We start from the raw sequence: 17,429 nt of genomic DNA, 5'->3' as shown, positions 1-17,429 counted from the left end.
ATGTCACGTGTAGGAAAGAAGCCCGTTGCGCTGCCGAAAGGCGTGGAATGCCAGGTGCAGGCCGACGCGATCACAGTGAAGGGCCCGAAGGGCACCCTCAAGATCGCGGCGCCGGCCGGCGTCGACGTCGCCATCAATGGCGGCGAAGTCCAGCTCAAGGCGCAGGGTGATAACGATCACAAGATGGCCGGTACCGCGCGCGCATTGATCAACAACATGGTCAAGGGCGTTAGCGAAGGCTATACGCGCAAGCTCGAACTGGTCGGCGTCGGTTATCGCGCTGCCCTGCAGGGCAAGGACCTGAATCTCAGCCTCGGTTTTTCGCATCCGGTGCTGTTCAAGGCGCCGGAAGGCATCACGATCGAAGTGCCGGCACAGACCGAGATCTTGATCAAGGGTGCCGACAAGCAGCGCGTCGGCGAAGTTGCAGCGAAGATCCGCGCGTTCCGTCCGCCGGAACCCTACAAGGGCAAGGGCGTGCGGTACTCGGGTGAACAGATCACGATCAAGGAAGCCAAGAAGGCTTAAGTACGCTGTCCCTGCGTGTGAAAGCGGCCGTCCCTGGCTGCACTTCTCACCAAAAGCAGCAAATCAGCCGATCCGCTTTCCGGAGAACTACAGTGGAAAAGAACATCGCAAGACTCCGCCGCGCCAAGTCCACGCGTGCGCGTATTCGCACCTTGGGCGTGCCGCGTCTGTCGGTCCACCGCAGCGCGCAGCACATCTACGCGCAGGTCTTCAGCGCCGACGGCGAGAAGGTCGTCGCGGCAGCTTCGACCGTGCAGAAGTCGCTGGCCGAGGGCCTCAAGGGCACCAAGAACAAGGCGGCAGCGGCGGCGGTCGGTAAGGCGGTCGCGGAAGCGGCGCTGAAGGCCGGCATCGAGAAGGTCGCGTTCGACCGTTCCGGTTTCCGTTATCACGGTCGCATCCAGGCTCTGGCCGACGCGGCGCGCGAAGCGGGCTTGAAGTTCTAAAGCAGAGATTGGGAATTGGAGATCGTAGTTTTTTCGATCCCGAGCCCCAATCCACAAGTTCCAGCGATATCACAATTCTAAGCGGCCTTGCCGCAAGCAGAAGTCCGCCTCCCCAGGGAGCGGCATAAAGGTGAAACATGGCGAACAACAACGAACGTGAAAGCGCGGACGGTTTCCTCGAGAAGCTGATCGCGGTGAACCGCGTAGCGAAGACCGTCAAGGGCGGCCGTCAGATGAGCTTCACCGCGCTGACTGTGGTCGGTGACGGCGACGGCCGGGTCGGCTTCGGTTACGGCAAGGCGCGCGAAGTGCCGGTCGCGATCTCCAAGGCAATGGAGCGTGCGCGTAAGGGCATGGTCAAGGTTCAGCTCAACAACGGAACCTTGTTCCACGCGGTCAAAGCCAACCACGGTGCGGCGAAGGTGTTCATGCAGCCGGCGTCCGAGGGTACTGGCGTGATCGCCGGTGGCGCGATGCGTGCTGTGCTCGAAGTGGTCGGCGTCAAGAACGTGTTGGCGAAGGCGGTCGGTTCGCGTAACCCGATCAATCTGGTGCGCGCGACGATCAACGGCCTGCAGGCGATGGTGTCGCCGGAGCGCATCGCCTCCAAGCGTGGCAAGTCGGTCGATGAGGTGCTCGGCAATGGCTAAGGCGAAGAAAGCAGCGGAAGGCAAGACCATCCGTGTGCGTCTGTTCAAGAGCATCAACAGCTGCCAGGAGCGCCATCGTCTCAGCGTGCGCGCGCTCGGCCTGCGCAAGCTCAATGACGTACGCGAACTCAAGGACTCGCCCTCGGTGCGCGGACTGATCAATCAGGTCAGTTATCTGGTTCGCATCGAAGAAAGCGCTTAAGAAAAAGCGCGCACGGCGCGCTTACCCGTTCAGGAGTCACATCATGCGTCTCAATACACTCAAGCCTGCCGCCGGCGCCCGCAAGGATCGCGTTCGCGTCGGTCGCGGCATCGGCTCCGGCCTCGGCAAGACTGCCGGCCGCGGCCACAAGGGCCAGTTCGCACGCTCGGGCAAGGGCAAGGTCAAGGCCGGCTTCGAAGGCGGTCAGATGCCGCTGCAGCGCCGTCTGCCAAAGGTCGGCTTCCGCTCGAAGAAGGCGCACGAAGTCAGCGAAGTGCTGCTGTACAAGCTCGACTCGCTGAAGGCGGACGTGATCGATTTCGACGCGCTGAAGGCGGCCGGTCTGATCGAGACGCGCGCCGAGCGCGCGAAGATCGTCAAGAAGGGTGAAATCAAGCGCGCCGTCAAGCTGAAGGGCGTGGCGGTGACCGCCGGTGCCAAGGCGGCGATCGAGGCAGCTGGCGGCAGCGTGGAGTAAACCGTGGCGTCTTCGCAGTCCAACATGCTCGCTTCGTTCGGTAAATTGACCGAGCTGAAGCAGCGTCTGCTGTTCGTGATCGGCGCGCTGATCGTGTATCGGCTCGGCTCGTTCATTCCGGTGCCGGGCGTCAATCCGGACGCGATGTCGCGCCTGATCCAGCAGGGCGGCGGACTGCTGGACATGTTCAACATGTTCTCGGGTGGCGCGTTGAGCCGCTTCTCGATCTTCGCGCTCGGCGTGATCCCCTACATCTCGGCCTCGATCATCGTGCAGATGTTCGCGACCGTGGTGCCGAGCTGGCAGGCCCTGCGCAAGGAAGGCGAGTCGGGTCGGCGCAAGCTGACCATGTACACGCGCTTCGGCACCTTGGTGCTGGCCTTGTTCCAGTCCTTCAGCGTCGCGACGATGCTGCAGACTCAGCAGGGTATCGTCTACTCGCCGGGTCCGGGCTTCATTTTCGCAACGGTGGTCGGCTTGACCGCCGGCACCATGTTCTTGATGTGGCTGGGCGAGCAGATCACCGAGCGCGGCGTCGGCAACGGCATTTCGCTCTTGATCTTCGCCGGCATCGTCGCCGGGCTGCCTGCGGCCGTCGTGCATACCCTCGGCATGGCGCAGAGCGGCGAACTGCCGATCATCCGCGTGCTGATCGTGTTCGTGATCGTGCTCGCGGTGACCGCCTTCGTCGTGTTCATGGAGCGCGGCCAGCGCCGCATCACCGTGAACTATGCGCGCCGCCAGGGCGGCGCCGGCAAGGCGTACATGAATCAGAGTTCGCACCTGCCGCTGAAGATCAACATGGCCGGTGTGATTCCGCCGATCTTCGCGTCCTCGTTGTTGATGTTCCCGGCGACGGCGGCGACTTGGTTCAACAATTCGAGCCAGATCCATTGGCTGCAGGTGCTGACCTCCGCCCTCGGTCCGGGCGAGCCGCTGCACATGCTGATCTACGCGGTCCTGATCATCGTGTTCGCGTATTTCTATACGGCGTTGACGTTCAATTCGCAGGAAACCGCGGACAATCTCAAGCGCTCCGGCGCGCTGATTCCGGGCTTGCGCCCGGGCAAGGCGACCGCCGACTACATCGACAGCGTGCTGACCCGCCTGACCGGCGCCGGCGCTCTGTACCTGGTCGCGGTGTGTCTGATTCCGGACATCCTGCGCAACGCCTGGCACGTGCCGTTCTATTTCGGCGGCACCTCGCTGTTGATCGTGGTCGTCGTGGTCATGGATTTCACGGCGCAGATCCAGGCGCACCTGGTCTCGCACCAATATGAAAGTCTGCTCAAGAAGGCGAATTTGCGCGGCCGTTGAGCGGCAAAAACGGTATTCCCGGTGGATGGGGCAGAGGGGTTTGCTGCCTGCGACAATCCGGATATAATGTCAAGTTCTCTGCGCACTCAGTAGTTGGAGACAAACAAGCATGGCACGCATTGCAGGTGTCAATCTGCCGGTTCAGAAGCATGTCGTGATCGGCCTGCAGAGCATTTTCGGTGTCGGCCGTTCGCGCGCGAAGAAGGTCTGCGCCGACGCTGGCGTCAATCCGGCCGCGAAGATCAAGGATCTGACCGAGGCCGAGGTCGACAAGCTGCGCCATGAGATCGCCAAGTTCGGCGTCGAAGGCGATCTGCGCCGCGAAGTAGGTATGTCGATCAAGCGTTTGATCGACCTCGGCACTTACCGCGGTCTACGTCATCGTCGCGGCCTGCCGATGCGCGGCCAGCGTACACGTACCAATGCGCGCACCCGTAAGGGTCCGCGTCGCGCGATCAAGAAGTAACAGCCCCATTGAAGGATCCGGCCGGGACGGCCGGATTCGCTGTCTGGCCAGGATGGCTGCGTAGACAAAAATCTTTCGAGGATCCTCCGGACCCATGAACAAGCCGGTTGCAGTCAAAGCAAAGAAGAAGACCAAGCGCGTGGTGACGGACGCCGTCGCCCATGTGCAGGCTTCGTTCAACAACACCGTGGTCACGATCACCGACCGCCAGGGCAACGCGCTGTCGTGGGCGACCGCCGGAGGCGCAGGCTTCCGCGGTTCGCGCAAGTCGACCCCGTTCGCGGCTCAGGTCGCGGCCGACAAGGCGGCGCGTGCAGCGGCCGACTACGGCATCAAGACCGTCGAAGTGCGCATCAAGGGCCCGGGCCCGGGTCGCGAGTCGGCTGTCCGCTCGCTCAACAACGCGGGCTTCAAGGTCACCAACATCATCGACGTGACGCCGATTCCGCACAACGGCTGCCGTCCGCCGAAAAAGCGGCGCGTATAAGGGCGATCGTTCGCGATCGCGAGAATCAAGAACCGGCCAACCATGGCCGGACTTCTCAATAAGAGATAGCTCAGAATGGCACGTTACCTCGGACCTACCTGCAAGCTCGCGCGCCGTGAAGGCGCCGACCTCAACCTCAAGAGCCCCGCGCGCGCTCTGGATTCCAAGTGCAAGCTGGAGCAGAAGCCCGGCCAGCACGGTGCGACCGGCGCCAAGCGTGGTCGCTTGTCCGACTACGGCGTGCAGCTGCGCGAGAAGCAGAAGGTCAAGCGCATCTACGGCTTGCTCGAGCGCCAGTTCAGCTCGTACTACAAGAAAGCGTCGGGCCAGAAGGGCAATACCGGCGAGAATCTGCTGCGCTTGCTCGAGTCGCGCTTGGACAACGTGGTCTACCGCATGGGCTTCGCGGTAACGCGCGCCGGTGCGCGTCAGCTCGTTTCGCACGCTGCCGTGCGCGTCAACGGCAAGAAGGTGAATCTGCCGTCGTTCCAGGTGCGTCCTGGCGATGAGATCGCCCTGTCCGAGCGCGCCAAGACCCAGCTGCGCGTGCAGGAAGCGCTGACCGTCTCGCAGGAGATGGATCTCGTGCCGACCTGGATCGAAGTCGATGCGAAGAAGGCCGCGGGTCTGTTCAAGACGCTGCCGGAGCGTGCGGACCTGCCGCCCGACATCAACGAAAGCCTGATCATCGAGCTCTACTCGAAGTAGTGTTTGTTTTTGCGGTCATCCTGACCGCGAAAGTCAAAAAGCAGACGTCCGTGTCTGCACTCTTCATGCCGCCGCAACTGGATTTTTGCGGCAAACACACCATATAGGGCCCTCTCGGGGTTCTTGGAGTTGTCATATGGCGGGATCGTCCACCAATGTGCTGCGTCCGCGCGGCATCAATGTCGAGCGCATCGGCGCCGATCGCGCGAAGGTCGTCGTCGAACCTCTCGAGCGCGGCTTCGGCCATACGCTCGGCAACGCGCTGCGCCGCGTTCTGCTGTCGTCCATTCCGGGCAGTGCGATCATCGAAGTCGAAATCGACGGCGTGCTGCACGAGTACACCACGCTCGAAGGCCTGCAGGAAGACGTCATCGAGGTTCTGCTGAATCTCAAAGATGTCGCGATCCGCATGCACGGCAACGACGAGACCACGCTCACGCTCAGCAAGAAGGGCAAGGGCGTCGTCACGGCGGGTGACATCAAGGTCGACCACACGGTCGAGATCGTCAATCCCGATCACGTCATCTGCCACCTGACCAAAGACATCGCGCTGAACATGCGCCTGAAGGTTGCACGCGGCGTCGGCTACCAGCCGGCCACGGCGCGCCGTCTGCCGGACGAAGAAGCGCGCCCGATCGGTCGCCTGCCGCTCGACGCGTCGTTCTGCCCGGTTCGCCGCGTCGCCTATCAGGTCGACAGCGCGCGTCTGGAGCAGCGCACCGACCTCGACAAGCTCGTGCTCGATGTCGAAACCAACGGTGCGATCGACGCCGAGGAAGCCGTACGCAAGGCGGCGGAAATCCTGCAGGACCAGATCAGCGTGTTCGGCGACTTCACCCGCCGCGAGAGCGCGGATGCGAAGACCGACAAGAGCGGCGTTGACCCGGTGCTGCTGCGTCCGATCGACGATCTGGAACTGACCGTGCGTTCGGCCAACTGCCTCAAGGCCGAGAGCATCTACTACATCGGCGATCTGGTGCAGAAGACTGAAGTCGAGCTCCTGAAGACGCCGAATCTCGGCAAGAAGTCGCTGACCGAGATCAAGGACGTGCTGTATCAGCGTGGCCTGCAGCTCGGCATGAAGCTGGACAGCTGGCCGCCGCCGGGCCTCGTGCACGGTATGCAGTTGGGTTAATGCGATCGTCCTTGATCGCTGAGTAGGAAAGGGTTCGGCTGATTTGCGTGCAAACGTTCCGGCCGAACTCCCCAGCGACCATCCTTGGTCGCACTTTTCAAATACAGCCCGTTCTATCGCAGGGCTGACATAAGCGGGTAACCGCGGGAAATCGGACTTGAGCGCCGGCTTCTCATAACAATCAGAGACAAGAGGATTCCGCCATGCGTCACCAGAAAGCCGGCCGCAAGTTCAATCGAACCAGTAGCCACCGCGAAGCGATGTTCAAGAACATGGCCTCGTCGCTGTTCAAGCACGAGCTGATCCGCACCACCCTGCCGAAGGCGAAGGAACTGCGTCGCGTCGCCGAGCCGCTGATCACGCTGGCCAAGACCGACAGCGTCGCCAACCGTCGTCTCGCCTTCGCGCGTCTGCGCGACAAGCAGGCGGTCGGCAAGCTGTTCGTCGAACTCGGCCCGCGTTACCGCGAGCGCAAGGGCGGCTACCTGCGCCTGCTGAAGTGCGGCTTCCGCGTCGGCGACAATGCGCCGATGGCGTTCGTCGAGTTGGTCGACCGCCCGCGCGCTTCCGCCGAAGAAGCTGCCGCCGAGTAAGGCGTCCGCGCACTGAATACCCGACGAACCCCGGCTGAGTCCGGGGTTCGTTTTTTGTGGCATCTGCGCGCTCTTCTTCGATCGATCTGCGTTGAGAGATTCGGGCGATACTCGCCGTCTCCGGTGTCGGGTCGTCGGCTCCTCGCCATCCGCGCTTCTACTTTTCGTCTCCTCGGCACTTTGGCTGGATTTCGTGGTCCAGAGCGCGGCAGACTGTCTGCAAAAATCCGATCAAGGCTTCGAGATGCTCAATCCCTTCCGCTGGCCGTTCCGTGCGCAGTTCCTGTTCGGCGCCTTCGTCTGTGTCGCGTTGCTGGCGTACGCGCTCTACGAACAGTTCCAAATGGGCCTGGAGCCCTGCCCGAAATGCATTTTCCAGCGCGTCGCGTTCATGGCGATGGCGCTGTTCTTCCTGGCCGGCGCGGCGCACGGGCCAAAGGCCACAGGCCGACGCGTCTACGCAATCCTGGTCGCGATCGCGGCTGCGGTCGGTGCGGTCGTCGCGATCCGCCATTTGATCGTGCAGTTCTCGCCGAAAGACCCGCTGATGGATGGTTGCGGTCCCGGCTTGAACTACCTGATGGATTCGTTCCCGATCGCCGAGGCGATCAAGAAAGCGTTCATGGCCACCGGCGACTGCGGCGAAATCGGCTGGACCTTTCTCGGTCTGACCATGCCGGGTTGGACCCTGGTTTGGTACGTGCTGCTCGCCGGCGGAGCTCTGTGGGCCGGGTTCCGCAAGCGCAAAGACGGGTTCCCGACCCTGCGCTGATCGAGCCGGCTTATGCCGTAGGCGCAGCCTCGACCTTGTGGCATGATCGTTTTCCGCACTGCAACAACATGTGATCGCCATGAGGTCGCTCGAACGAAACATCGGTCCCGTCCGCGAAGCCGCCGGCTGGTCGCCTTCGTCTTGGCATGAGCGCCCGCAGCAGCAGCAGCCGGTCTATGCCGACAGCGCTGAGCTCGACCACGCACTGGCGCAGCTGCACGAGCTGCCGCCGCTGGTCACTTCGTGGGAGATCCTCGCGCTGAAGCGGCTGATCGCCGACGCCGCCGAGGGCAAGCGTTTCGTACTGCAAGGCGGCGATTGCGCCGAGAGCTTCGACGACTGCAGCTCGCCGCTGATCTCAAACCGGCTCAAGGTCATGCTGCAGATGAGCCTGGTGCTGGTGCACGGCCTGCGGTTGCCGATCGTGCGCATCGGCCGTTTCGCCGGCCAGTACGCCAAGCCGCGTTCGGCCGACACCGAGACGCGCGACGGCGTGACCCTGCCGTGCTATCGCGGCGATCTGGTTAACGGCGTCGCCTTCACCGCCGAGGCGCGTCGCGCCGATCCGCAGCGCCTCTTGCGCGGCCATGCGCACTCGGCCATGACGATGAACTTCGTGCGTGCCCTGATCGACGGCGGTTTCGCCGATCTGCACCACCCCGAGTACTGGGATCTGGCCTGGGTCGAGCATTCGCCGCTGCAGAGCGAGTACCGCCAGATGGTCGAATCGATCGGCAATTCGCTGCGTTTCATGGAGACGCTGGCGGGCGAGTCGATCGGCAGCTACCAGCGCGTCGATTTCTACACCTCGCACGAAGCGTTGGTGCTGCATTACGAACAAGCGTTGACTCGTCAGGTGCCGCGCCACTGGGGCTGGTTCAACCTGTCCACGCATTTCCCGTGGATCGGCATGCGCACCGCGCAGCTGGACGGCGCGCACGTGGAGTACTTCCGCGGCCTGCGCAACCCGATCGCGGTCAAGATCGGTCCGTCCGTCACGCCCGATCAGCTGCTGCGCCTGGTCGACGTGCTCGATCCGGACGGCGAGCCGGGCCGCCTCACACTGATCCACCGCATGGGCGCCACCAAGATCGAGAGCGCATTGCCACCGCTGCTGACCGCCGTGAAGGCGAGCGGACGCAAGCCGCTGTGGATCTGCGATCCGATGCACGGCAATACCGAAACGGTCGGTGGCGGCGTGAAGACGCGGCGCTTCGAGAACATCCGCAGCGAACTCGATCACGCGTTCGACGTGCACGCGGCAGTCGGCACCCGCCTGGGCGGCGTGCATCTGGAACTGACCGGCGAGAACGTCACCGAATGCCTCGGTGGTGCGCGCGCGCTGGCCGAGGCCGATCTCGCGCGTGCGTACAAGTCGCAGGTCGATCCGCGCCTGAACTACGAGCAGTCGCTGGAGCTGGCGATGCTGATCGTGCGCAAGCGCGGCGGTATCGTCTGAAGTTCGAGTCGGCGCGGCCTCTCGCCGCGCCGGAAGAGATATTCGATTTCCTGCCGGACGCTTTTCAGGGTGATCCGTTCAGAACCTTCACGATCGTGTCCGATTCGAGCGAACCGAACGGCACGATGGCGCCGCTGGATTTGTCGACTAGCCACGGCGAGTAGCGCGCGCCGAGCAAGGTCGCCATGTAGCTGAACAGGTCTCCTTGGCCAGCGCAGTCCGGCGCGGGTTTCGGCAACGCGTCGTCGTCGGCCTCGCGGTATGCCCGTATCGGATCGTTCGCGCACGTGATCGCACGTACGACACCGCTCGAGTCCGAATCCTCGGGATCGAGCGTGCCGATGATGTAGTGGATGCGCACCTTCAATTGCGCGGCGTGGTCGCTCAGCTCTTCCTGCAGCCATGCGCAGCCGTCGCAGTCGTAAGCGGCTAGCATCACCAAGTCGCGCTTGCCTTCGGGTTTGCCGTCGCCGGAGGTCCAGCGGAATTTCTCCGGCAGCGCCAGCCGGCGCGCCATGCCGCGGCGGAACGCGGCCGTCTCTTCCTTGGTCATCGGTTGCAGACGGTCATTCTTCAGGCGATACCAGCCTTCGCGCGTTCCGGCGACGCGTTCGACCGCGTCGAGATACCAGGTCGGACCGCCGTCCGGGTCGGGCCAGGCCGACACTCCCTCGATCGGTAACACGACGCGCTCGCGGCCGCGAATTTTTGTCGCGACGTCGGTGTTCGCGAACGCGGCCGGAACCGCCGCGACGTCACTCGTCGCGGCGGTGGCGAAGCGGCTGTCGGCGATGCTCGTGCCGAGCAAAAGCAGAAGCGCGAAACGCAGGAAGCCCTCAGTCGACATGCTTGCGCCTCTCCGTATCAGCCGTTCTTGATCAAGGCTTCGATCTTCTTCGCGCGATCAGGTGAAGCCGGATGCGAGGACATCAGGCCGCCGCCGCTGGGCATCTTCTTGAACAGGCTGGCCATCGCGTTCGCGTCGTACTTGTGCTTGATCATGAAATGGTAGCCGTAGACGTCGGCCTCGCTTTCTTCCTTTTGCGAGAACTGTGCGTTGACGAAGTTTTCGGCGACGCCGCCGAGTTCCGATGCGGCGAGCTGGCCGCCCTTGCCGCCGGCGGCCGCCGCGCCTTGGCGCGCGGCGCGCGTCAGGATCGCCGTCTTCATCTTCGCCTTGCTGTGGCCGAGCTTGGCATGGCCGATTTCGTGCCCGATCACGCCGCGCACCTCGTCGTCGGTGGCGATGTCCATCAGTCCGGAAAACACGCGCACGCAGCCGTTGGCCATCGCGAACGCATTGACGTCCTTGACCAGGTAAACCTTGAAGTTGAGCTTGATGCCGTCCTCGTTTTCCAGCCCTTGCGTGAGCTTGGCCAGTCGAGTGGCGTACTTGTTGCCGGACGGTGCGACCGGATTCTGCTTGTCGTAGGCGGCGCAGGCCTCGTCGGAGGTCTTGCGGATGTCTTCGTCGCTGAGGGTCAATCCCTTGGCGGCCCCCATTCCGGCGCCGAGGGCGTTGCCGAGGTCGATCGCGGACGCGCTGCCGACGGCACACAGCGCGGTCGTCAGCAGGATGGCGCAGCAATGGTTCTTCATGTGAATTCCTCTCTCGATGGAAGTGGCGACGGCGCCGCTTCACTGGCATCGAGAGAGATCACGTTTGTACGATCGATTGCGTCATTCTTCGCGCGCAACGCGGGCAGCGAGCGGGCGGGCGCGCATTCGTCGGAATTCGCCGCGGCGGCGCTGGCCGCCTGGCGCGGCGCACTTGCGATCGCTTTCGGTCAGGAGCTTCTTACGCAAGTTGAATTGCCACCGATTTGGCACGCGTGCATAAGCCGCAGGTCGATGCACATTTGAACTCCGAGCAGTCGCTGGACTGGCGATGCTGATCGTGCGTAAGCGCGGCGGTATCGCCGGAGTTCTCTGGCGTAGCAGCTGCGTTAGCCGACTGGCACGTGTTGGGTCGGAATCGACTCGGCTGGTGGGTCGTCGCTGCCGCCGAGTTGGCGGATGCGGCGAGCAGCGGCTTCGGTTTCGAAAAATGCTTCGACTCGCAGCGCCTGGTTGGCACGGAAACAGCGCAGAGCCAGCGCTTGCCGACCATGCGCGAGATGGAGTTCACCGACGTAATAGAGCGCTTCGCTCAGATATTCGCGTTGCGTGTCGGTTTTGGCGCTTGCGATCAGCTTCGCCAGGGCAGCCTCATCGATCTCGCCGCGTAGATGCGCCAGCAACGGTCCGGGCCAGCTTGAGGCTGGCGTGATCGCGAGCAGCAGGCTGTCGTCGCCGCCACGTGCTTTTACGATGGCGAGGCCAATCGCGCAGTACTGAATTGCGAGAGCCGGTTTGCCCAGGAGCACGCATGACTCATATCGCTTGCGAGCGAGCACGAGATCGCCGGTCAGCAACGAGAATGTCGCGGCAAAATTAAGCGTCAGAGCACTACTTTCCTGCGACAGTTCTAAAGCGCGGTCGTAGTTGCGCGCGGCGTCTTCGTCACGGCCGAGGAACATTTGTTCGGCCGCCAAATCTTCGTACGACGTCGCCTCGTCGGGACGCTGCGCGAGCACGGCTTGATAGACAGCGAGCGAAATCCGGTGCAGACCTAGGCGACTGTAGGCGAGTGCCAACTCTCGCAACGTACTGATGTGGTCGTCATTGCAGGCGCCGCCGTCGCATGGCGTGGTGCCGTCGCTACGTACAGCATAGGCGCCAAGCATCGCCTGAGCCGTCAATGCAGCAATTTCCTGCTGCTGATGGCCGAGTGGTTGGAGATAGTGGCGAGATTCGGCCATCGTGAGCAGCGGCGAGTCCTTCACCGCTGCACGCGTTGCTACCGAACTGCAGCCGCTGAGCAGTGCTGCCAACAGAGCGAAGGCAGCTGTACGCATTCTCTCAGGCAGCCTGGCGCGAAGCGCGCTTGCGATCGCTCTCGGTCAGGAACTTCTTGCGCAAGCGGATCGCCTTCGGTGTGACTTCGACCAGCTCGTCGTCCTCGATGAACTCGAGCGCCTGCTCGAGCGACATCTTGATCGGCGGCGTCAGCTGCACGTTGTCGTCCTTGCCGGCGGCGCGGATGTTGGTCAGCTGCTTGGCGCGCAGCGCGTTGACGGTGAGGTCGTTGTCTTTGGCGTGAATGCCGACCAGCTGGCCTTCATAGATTTCGTCGCCTTCGCTGACCAGCAAGCGGCCGCGCTCCTGCAGGCTGACCAGCGAGTAGGCCGGGGCAGGGCCCTGGCCGTTGGAGATCATCACGCCGTTCGGGCGCTTGGCGATCGCGCCTTCGGCCTTCGGGCCGTAGTGGTCGAACACGTGGAACAAGAGGCCCGTGCCCGCGGTGATCGTGCGGAATTCGGTCTGGAAGCCGATCAGGCCGCGCGCCGGGATCATGTAATCCAGACGCGTGCGACCCTTGCCGTCCGGTTCCATGTTGGTCAGCTGGCCGCGGCGCGTGCCGAGGCGCTCCATCACGCCGCCCTGGTACTGCTCTTCCATGTCGACGACGAGCTGTTCGATCGGCTCGCTGAGGACGCCGTCGATCTCGCGGATGATGACCTCGGGGCGCGACACGGCGAGTTCGTAGCCTTCACGGCGCATCGTCTCGATCAGCACCGACAGGTGCAGTTCGCCGCGGCCGGAAACCTTGAACTTGTCCGGATCGGAGGTCTCCTCGACCTTCAGCGCGACGTTGTGCAGCGTCTCGCGCATGAGGCGTTCGCGGATCTGGCGGCTGGTCAGGAACTTGCCGCCGCTGTGCTCTTTCTGGCCGGCGAACGGCGAATTGTTGACCTGGAAGGTCATGCTGATGGTCGGCTCGTCGACGGTCAGCACCGGCAGCTGTTCCGGCGCTTCCGGCGCGCAGACGGTGTCGGAAATGCCCAAGCCTTCGATGCCGTTGATCGCGATGATGTCACCGGCTTCGGCTTCGGCCACTTCACGGCGCTCCAGACCCATGAAGCCGAGTACCTGCAGCACTTTCGCGTTGCGCTTCTTGCCTTCGCGATCGACCACGGCGACTTGCATGTTGGTGCGCACCTTGCCGCGCTGGATGCGGCCGATGCCGATCAGGCCGACGTAGTTGCTGTAGTCGAGCTGGCTGATGCGCATCTGGAAGGCGCCTTCCGGATCGACCTTCGGCGGCGACACGTGCTTCATGATCGCCTCGTACAGCGGCGTCATGTCGCCCGAGCGCACGTCCGGATCGAGGCCGGCGTAGCCGTGCAGGGCGGAGGCGTAGACGACCGGGAAGTCGAGCTGTTCGTCGGTCGCGCCGAGGCGGTCGAACAGGTCGAAGGTCTGGTTCAGCACCCAGTCCGGGCGCGCGCCGGGGCGGTCGACCTTGTTGATCACGACGATCGGGCGGAAGCCCATCTGGAACGCTTTCTGCGTCACGAAGCGCGTCTGCGGCATCGGGCCGTCCATCGCGTCGACCAGGATCAGTACCGTGTCGACCATCGACAGCACGCGTTCCACTTCGCCGCCGAAGTCGGCGTGTCCGGGCGTATCGACGATGTTGATGCGGTTGCCCTGCCAGGTGATCGCGGTGTTCTTCGACAGAATCGTGATGCCGCGTTCTTTTTCCTGGTCATTGCTGTCCATCACGCGCTCGGCCAGCACGGTGCGTTCGCTGAACGTGCCGGACTGCTTCAAGAGACAGTCGACGAGGGTGGTTTTGCCGTGGTCGACGTGGGCGACGATGGCGATATTGCGCAGGTTTTCGATGGACATGGGAAAGCTCCCGCCGTTTGCAGCAGGAAGGCATTTGGGAAGAATGACCTAGATTATACCTGTTCGGCGGCCAGATTGCCGCGACGCAGCACACCCCCGCGCCGATGTCGCGCCGGCGCGAATCGGTTAGGCTGCGCGGCCCGCAAAACCACAGGAAAAACCATGTCCGCACTTCCCGAACTGACCGCCGAAATCGCGACCAAGCACGGCACCATCCACCTGCGCCTGTACGCCGAGCAGACGCCGCTCACCGTGGCCAGCTTCGTCAACCTCGCCCAGCGCGGTTACTACAACGGCCTCAGCTTCCATCGCGTGATTTCCGACTTCATGATCCAGGGCGGCTGCCCGCACGGCAGCGGCACCGGCGGTCCCGGCTACAAGTTCGAGGACGAGATCCGCCCGGCGCTCAAGCACGATCGCGGCGGCATTCTGTCGATGGCCAACGCAGGGCCGGGCACCAACGGCAGCCAGTTCTTCATCACCCACACGGCGACGTCGTGGCTGGACGGCAAGCACACCGTATTCGGCGCGGTGATCGGTGAGGCCGACAAGGCCATCGTCGATCAGGTGCGCAACGGCGACAAGATCGAGTCGATCACGATCAAGGGCGACACCGCCCCGCTGTTGGCGCAGCAGAAAGCGCGCGTGGACCAGTGGAGCGCGGCGGCCGACGCCGCCGGATTCAAGGCGCGCTGAAAACGCGCCAGACGGCGCTCCGCGCAAGGCGGAGCGCCGTCGGAGCAGGCTCAGCCGGCGTTGCGGCGGACCAGACGATAGATCGCGAGCAGGATCAGCGAGCCGATCACGCCGCCGATGAAGCCGGACGGCTGGATCTCGCCGCCAGGTCCGGCGGTGCCGAAGAGGATATGGCTCAGGTAGCCGCCGAGAAACATGCCGGCGATGCCGAGGATCGCGGTGATGATGAAGCCGCCCGGATCTTTGCCCGGCATCAGAAACTTCGCCACGATGCCGACGACCAAGCCGACGATGAACATCCACAACCAAGACATAGCACCTCCTCTGAGTGGAAACGCGCCGACACTCTAGCGCAGTCGGACGCCGGTGGATGTAGATAAACGTTTACAAGTTTGCGAACGGGCGACGCGCGCTGCTCACGTCGTCAGCGCCGTCGCGCCGATGCCTGCAAACCGGCGATGAACACTTCGGCCGCATGCCGAATCAGTTCGTCGGGATCGACTGGCGTGTCGAGATGCGCATCGATGCGGTGATCCAGTACGAGCCGCGCGACACCGTGTGCCATCGCCCAGGCGGCCAGCGTTTCCAGCGTCGCCGGCGCCGCGACGCCGAGTGCCTGCACCGCCTCGCGCAAGGTGTCGTAGGCGAGGCCTGAGATGCGCATCAGTTCGGGGTGGTTCGGTTTGTCGATCGCATCGCCGAACATCAGACGCCAAGCTTCCGGTTCGTCGCGCGCGAACTGCACATAGCTGCGTGCCATCGCGACGAAACGCTCGGCACCGCCACGTGCCGGCAGATGCGTGAAGCGCCGATGCAGGCGTTCGAAGCCGTGGCCGGCGAGGTCGGCCAGAAGCGCTTCGTGATTGGCGTAGTGGCGATACGGCGCCGCGTGCGAAACGCCGGCGCGGCGCGCGATCTCGCGCATGCCGACCGCACCGACGCCACCGGCGGCGAGCAGCTCTTCGGCCGCCTGCAACAGTGCTGCGCGCAGGTCGCCGTGGTGATAACTCGCCTCGTCCGCACGTCGTGCCGAAGCGCGTTCGGTGATGGATTTGCGGCTCGCCATCGGCGCAGGGTAGGAGCCGATGTTGACGACGTCAACATTCAGCGCTAGTTTGCTCGCAGGGTCCTTCCGCCGGAGACGTACTCATGCTCTCGACTGCGCGCCTCGATACTGCCGTCGCTTTCCCGGACCAACGCCTGCCGCAGCTGTTGCGCTTGCAGCAGCAGGCGTTCCGCAAGGACATGAATCCGTCGCGCGAAGTGCGCCTGGACCGATTGAACCGCCTCGAGCGACTGCTCGACGCCGACGCGGAGCGCGAGTTCGTCGAGCGCATCGCGCAGGACTTCGGCAACCGCTCGCGGGTGGAGACCGTATTCGCCGAATCGATCTTCACGCGCAACGCGATCAAGCACGCGCGCGCGCATCTGAAATCCTGGATGAAGCCGCGGCATGCACCGACCGCGTTGACGCAGAAGCCCGGCCGTGCGCTGCTGCTGCGCCAGCCGCTTGGTGTGGTCGGCATCATCAGCCCGTGGAACTATCCGCTGCAGCTGGCGCTGGCGCCGCTGGTCGGCGCGCTCGCGGCCGGCAATCGCGCGCTGTTGAAGCCGTCCGAGCTGACGCCGCGCTTTTCCGAAGCGCTGCAGCAGCGCATCGCGGCGCTGTTCGCCGAAGACGAAGTCGCGGTGATCACCGGCGATGCCGAAGTCGGCAAGGAATTCTCCACCCTGCCGTTCGATCATCTGGTCTTCACCGGCTCGACCGCAGTCGGCCGGCTGGTCGCGCAGGCGGCGGCGAAAAACCTGACTCCGGTCACGCTCGAACTCGGCGGCAAGTCGCCGGCGATCGTCGACGCCTCGGCCAATCTCGGCCTGATCGCCGACCGCATCGCGTTCGGCAAGCTGCTCAACGCGGGTCAGACCTGCATCGCGCCCGACTATGTTTTGGTGCCGGGCGCGCAGCGTGCGGCGCTGGTCGAAGCGCTGCGCGCGTCGATGACGCGCATGTACCCGACCATCCAGGACAATCCCGACTACACCAGCATCGTCAGCGAGCGTCACTACCGGCGCCTGCGCGAGCTGATCGACGATGCGCGCGCGCGCGGCGCGCAAGTGATCGAACTCGCACCGACCGGCGAACAAGCCGATGCCGCACGGCGCAAGCTCGCGCCGACCCTGCTGCTCGACGTCGACGACAGCATGCGCGTGATGCAGGAAGAGATCTTCGGACCGATCCTGCCGATCGTCGCCAGCGACACGCTCGACTCGGCGATCGACTACGTCAACGCGCACGAACGGCCGCTCGCGCTGTATTGGTTCGGCCAGGATCGCGCGAGGCGCGAGCGCGTGCTCAACGAGACGATCGCCGGCGGCGTCACCATCAACGACACCCTCATGCACATCGTGCAGGAAGCGCTGCCGTTCGGCGGCGTCGGCCCGTCCGGGCAGGGGCACTACCACGGCGAGTACGGCTTCCGTCAGTTCTCCAAGGAGAAGCCGGTGTTCATTCAATCCCGCTTCGCCGGCGCGCGCCTGCTGTATCCGCCCTACGGTGCCGTCGCGGAGAAGTTGTTGAAAGTGCTCGCGCGCATTTCCTGAGCGAGCCGCGCAGCCCGTAGCACGGTCGCGCACGGGTCGACATGTGCCTGCCGACATGGCGGGCTTCGCCGGCAAAGGTCGCGAGCCGGCGGGCGGCCTGTGATAGAGTTGATAGTTGCAGTTGAAACTTTAGTTGCAGCTGAAACCTTCCACTCCG

Annotated in this window: 22 protein-coding genes; 16 read left to right on the top strand and 6 right to left on the bottom strand. The window is 63.9% G+C overall.

What is annotated here, in order from left to right; all coding sequences use genetic code 11:
- The 13 genes from rplF (at position 1) to AC3QL3_RS15550 (ending at position 9,241) form a co-directional block, all read left to right on the top strand.
- On the top strand, positions 1-528 hold the full coding sequence (rplF, locus tag AC3QL3_RS15610; RefSeq protein WP_492895018.1) for a 50S ribosomal protein L6: 528 nt from the start codon (positions 1-3) through the stop codon (positions 526-528).
- A 92-nt stretch (positions 529-620) separates the two neighbouring features.
- On the top strand, positions 621-974 hold the full coding sequence (rplR, locus tag AC3QL3_RS15605; RefSeq protein WP_492895017.1) for a 50S ribosomal protein L18: 354 nt from the start codon (positions 621-623) through the stop codon (positions 972-974).
- A gap of 137 nt (positions 975-1,111) precedes the next feature.
- Positions 1,112-1,624, top strand: a complete 513-nt coding sequence (gene rpsE / locus AC3QL3_RS15600) for a 30S ribosomal protein S5 (protein ID WP_492895016.1) — start codon at positions 1,112-1,114, stop codon at positions 1,622-1,624.
- The gene (rpmD, locus tag AC3QL3_RS15595; RefSeq protein WP_492895015.1) at positions 1,617-1,826 is read left to right on the top strand and encodes a 50S ribosomal protein L30; all 210 of its coding nucleotides are present in this window, start codon (positions 1,617-1,619) and stop codon (positions 1,824-1,826) included. Before rpsE ends, rpmD begins: the two co-directional genes overlap by 8 nt.
- Before the next feature lie 43 nt (positions 1,827-1,869).
- Positions 1,870-2,304, top strand: coding sequence for a 50S ribosomal protein L15 (rplO, locus tag AC3QL3_RS15590; RefSeq protein WP_492895014.1), 435 nt, complete (start codon positions 1,870-1,872; stop codon positions 2,302-2,304).
- Positions 2,305-2,328: 24 nt separating this feature from the next.
- The gene (gene secY / locus AC3QL3_RS15585) at positions 2,329-3,621 is read left to right on the top strand and encodes a preprotein translocase subunit SecY (RefSeq protein WP_492898943.1); all 1,293 of its coding nucleotides are present in this window, start codon (positions 2,329-2,331) and stop codon (positions 3,619-3,621) included.
- Between the two features lie 109 nt (positions 3,622-3,730).
- Positions 3,731-4,087, top strand: coding sequence for a 30S ribosomal protein S13 (rpsM, locus tag AC3QL3_RS15580; protein WP_492895013.1), 357 nt, complete (start codon positions 3,731-3,733; stop codon positions 4,085-4,087).
- A gap of 94 nt (positions 4,088-4,181) precedes the next feature.
- A complete protein-coding gene (gene rpsK, locus AC3QL3_RS15575; RefSeq protein WP_291184965.1) occupies positions 4,182-4,574 on the top strand; it encodes a 30S ribosomal protein S11 in 393 nt (130 codons plus the stop codon).
- Positions 4,575-4,649: 75 nt separating this feature from the next.
- Entirely contained in the window at positions 4,650-5,282 is a 633-nt protein-coding gene (rpsD, locus tag AC3QL3_RS15570) for a 30S ribosomal protein S4 (protein WP_492895012.1), read from the top strand.
- A 136-nt stretch (positions 5,283-5,418) separates the two neighbouring features.
- A complete protein-coding gene (locus tag AC3QL3_RS15565) occupies positions 5,419-6,417 on the top strand; it encodes a DNA-directed RNA polymerase subunit alpha (RefSeq protein ID WP_492895011.1) in 999 nt (332 codons plus the stop codon).
- 203 nt (positions 6,418-6,620) lie between these two features.
- Positions 6,621-7,010 (top strand): 50S ribosomal protein L17, encoded by a 390-nt coding sequence (gene rplQ, locus AC3QL3_RS15560; RefSeq protein WP_492895010.1) that lies wholly within the window; start codon positions 6,621-6,623, stop codon positions 7,008-7,010.
- 244 nt (positions 7,011-7,254) lie between these two features.
- The gene (locus AC3QL3_RS15555) at positions 7,255-7,782 is read left to right on the top strand and encodes a disulfide bond formation protein B (RefSeq protein WP_492895009.1); all 528 of its coding nucleotides are present in this window, start codon (positions 7,255-7,257) and stop codon (positions 7,780-7,782) included.
- 79 nt (positions 7,783-7,861) lie between these two features.
- The gene (locus AC3QL3_RS15550) at positions 7,862-9,241 is read left to right on the top strand and encodes a class II 3-deoxy-7-phosphoheptulonate synthase (RefSeq protein WP_492895008.1); all 1,380 of its coding nucleotides are present in this window, start codon (positions 7,862-7,864) and stop codon (positions 9,239-9,241) included.
- Between the two features lie 64 nt (positions 9,242-9,305).
- Here the strand turns inward: AC3QL3_RS15550 and AC3QL3_RS15545 are convergent, their stop codons facing one another.
- Together AC3QL3_RS15545 and AC3QL3_RS15540 are read right to left on the bottom strand one after the other, a co-directional pair.
- Positions 9,306-10,088 (bottom strand): thioredoxin domain-containing protein, encoded by a 783-nt coding sequence (locus tag AC3QL3_RS15545; protein WP_492895007.1) that lies wholly within the window; start codon positions 10,086-10,088, stop codon positions 9,306-9,308.
- Positions 10,089-10,105: 17 nt separating this feature from the next.
- Complete coding sequence (locus tag AC3QL3_RS15540) at positions 10,106-10,840, bottom strand: M48 family metallopeptidase (RefSeq protein WP_492895006.1); 735 nt, start codon at positions 10,838-10,840, stop codon at positions 10,106-10,108.
- Between AC3QL3_RS15540 and AC3QL3_RS15535 the strand changes: the two genes are divergently transcribed.
- Positions 10,829-11,104, top strand: a complete 276-nt coding sequence (locus tag AC3QL3_RS15535; protein ID WP_492895005.1) for a hypothetical protein — start codon at positions 10,829-10,831, stop codon at positions 11,102-11,104. The genes AC3QL3_RS15540 and AC3QL3_RS15535 overlap by 12 nt on opposite strands.
- An 83-nt stretch (positions 11,105-11,187) precedes the next feature.
- Here AC3QL3_RS15535 and AC3QL3_RS15530 read toward each other — a convergent pair whose 3' ends face one another.
- Positions 11,188-12,138, bottom strand: a complete 951-nt coding sequence (locus AC3QL3_RS15530) for a tetratricopeptide repeat protein (RefSeq protein ID WP_492895004.1) — start codon at positions 12,136-12,138, stop codon at positions 11,188-11,190.
- Positions 12,139-12,142: 4 nt separating this feature from the next.
- Positions 12,143-13,975: a translational GTPase TypA gene (typA, locus tag AC3QL3_RS15525; RefSeq protein ID WP_492895003.1), complete on the bottom strand. Its 1,833-nt coding sequence runs from the start codon at positions 13,973-13,975 to the stop codon at positions 12,143-12,145.
- A gap of 162 nt (positions 13,976-14,137) precedes the next feature.
- Between typA and AC3QL3_RS15520 the strand changes: the two genes are divergently transcribed.
- The gene (locus AC3QL3_RS15520) at positions 14,138-14,671 is read left to right on the top strand and encodes a peptidylprolyl isomerase (protein WP_492895002.1); all 534 of its coding nucleotides are present in this window, start codon (positions 14,138-14,140) and stop codon (positions 14,669-14,671) included.
- Positions 14,672-14,721: 50 nt separating this feature from the next.
- Here AC3QL3_RS15520 and AC3QL3_RS15515 read toward each other — a convergent pair whose 3' ends face one another.
- Together AC3QL3_RS15515 and AC3QL3_RS15510 are read right to left on the bottom strand one after the other, a co-directional pair.
- On the bottom strand, positions 14,722-14,985 hold the full coding sequence (locus tag AC3QL3_RS15515; RefSeq protein WP_492895001.1) for a GlsB/YeaQ/YmgE family stress response membrane protein: 264 nt from the start codon (positions 14,983-14,985) through the stop codon (positions 14,722-14,724).
- A 110-nt stretch (positions 14,986-15,095) separates the two neighbouring features.
- The gene (locus tag AC3QL3_RS15510; RefSeq protein WP_492895000.1) at positions 15,096-15,737 is read right to left on the bottom strand and encodes a TetR/AcrR family transcriptional regulator; all 642 of its coding nucleotides are present in this window, start codon (positions 15,735-15,737) and stop codon (positions 15,096-15,098) included.
- A gap of 83 nt (positions 15,738-15,820) precedes the next feature.
- Between AC3QL3_RS15510 and AC3QL3_RS15505 the strand changes: the two genes are divergently transcribed.
- Entirely contained in the window at positions 15,821-17,272 is a 1,452-nt protein-coding gene (locus AC3QL3_RS15505; protein ID WP_492894999.1) for a coniferyl aldehyde dehydrogenase, read from the top strand.
- The last annotated feature ends 157 nt before the right edge of the window (positions 17,273-17,429 follow it).

The organism is Dokdonella sp. GW821-FHT11D02 (genome assembly GCF_058808595.1).
Note: the sequence above shows the minus strand (reverse complement) of the source record. Positions and strands in the feature narration are given on the sequence as shown.

Coding starts and splice junctions, on each gene's coding strand:
- AC3QL3_RS15540 (WP_492895006.1), bottom strand. CDS start 10,840: ATGAAGAACCATTGCTGCGCCATCCTGCTGACGACCGCGCTGTGTGCC.
- rplF (WP_492895018.1), top strand. CDS start 1: ATGTCACGTGTAGGAAAGAAGCCCGTTGCGCTGCCGAAAGGCGTGGAA.
- AC3QL3_RS15565 (WP_492895011.1), top strand. CDS start 5,419: ATGGCGGGATCGTCCACCAATGTGCTGCGTCCGCGCGGCATCAATGTC.
- rpmD (WP_492895015.1), top strand. CDS start 1,617: ATGGCTAAGGCGAAGAAAGCAGCGGAAGGCAAGACCATCCGTGTGCGT.
- rplQ (WP_492895010.1), top strand. CDS start 6,621: ATGCGTCACCAGAAAGCCGGCCGCAAGTTCAATCGAACCAGTAGCCAC.
- AC3QL3_RS15515 (WP_492895001.1), bottom strand. CDS start 14,985: ATGTCTTGGTTGTGGATGTTCATCGTCGGCTTGGTCGTCGGCATCGTG.
- AC3QL3_RS15505 (WP_492894999.1), top strand. CDS start 15,821: ATGCTCTCGACTGCGCGCCTCGATACTGCCGTCGCTTTCCCGGACCAA.
- rpsD (WP_492895012.1), top strand. CDS start 4,650: ATGGCACGTTACCTCGGACCTACCTGCAAGCTCGCGCGCCGTGAAGGC.
- AC3QL3_RS15550 (WP_492895008.1), top strand. CDS start 7,862: ATGAGGTCGCTCGAACGAAACATCGGTCCCGTCCGCGAAGCCGCCGGC.
- rplO (WP_492895014.1), top strand. CDS start 1,870: ATGCGTCTCAATACACTCAAGCCTGCCGCCGGCGCCCGCAAGGATCGC.
- rpsM (WP_492895013.1), top strand. CDS start 3,731: ATGGCACGCATTGCAGGTGTCAATCTGCCGGTTCAGAAGCATGTCGTG.
- AC3QL3_RS15555 (WP_492895009.1), top strand. CDS start 7,255: ATGCTCAATCCCTTCCGCTGGCCGTTCCGTGCGCAGTTCCTGTTCGGC.
- AC3QL3_RS15530 (WP_492895004.1), bottom strand. CDS start 12,138: ATGCGTACAGCTGCCTTCGCTCTGTTGGCAGCACTGCTCAGCGGCTGC.
- secY (WP_492898943.1), top strand. CDS start 2,329: ATGCTCGCTTCGTTCGGTAAATTGACCGAGCTGAAGCAGCGTCTGCTG.
- rpsE (WP_492895016.1), top strand. CDS start 1,112: ATGGCGAACAACAACGAACGTGAAAGCGCGGACGGTTTCCTCGAGAAG.
- AC3QL3_RS15535 (WP_492895005.1), top strand. CDS start 10,829: ATGGTTCTTCATGTGAATTCCTCTCTCGATGGAAGTGGCGACGGCGCC.
- AC3QL3_RS15545 (WP_492895007.1), bottom strand. CDS start 10,088: ATGTCGACTGAGGGCTTCCTGCGTTTCGCGCTTCTGCTTTTGCTCGGC.
- AC3QL3_RS15510 (WP_492895000.1), bottom strand. CDS start 15,737: ATGGCGAGCCGCAAATCCATCACCGAACGCGCTTCGGCACGACGTGCG.
- typA (WP_492895003.1), bottom strand. CDS start 13,975: ATGTCCATCGAAAACCTGCGCAATATCGCCATCGTCGCCCACGTCGAC.
- rpsK (WP_291184965.1), top strand. CDS start 4,182: ATGAACAAGCCGGTTGCAGTCAAAGCAAAGAAGAAGACCAAGCGCGTG.
- AC3QL3_RS15520 (WP_492895002.1), top strand. CDS start 14,138: ATGTCCGCACTTCCCGAACTGACCGCCGAAATCGCGACCAAGCACGGC.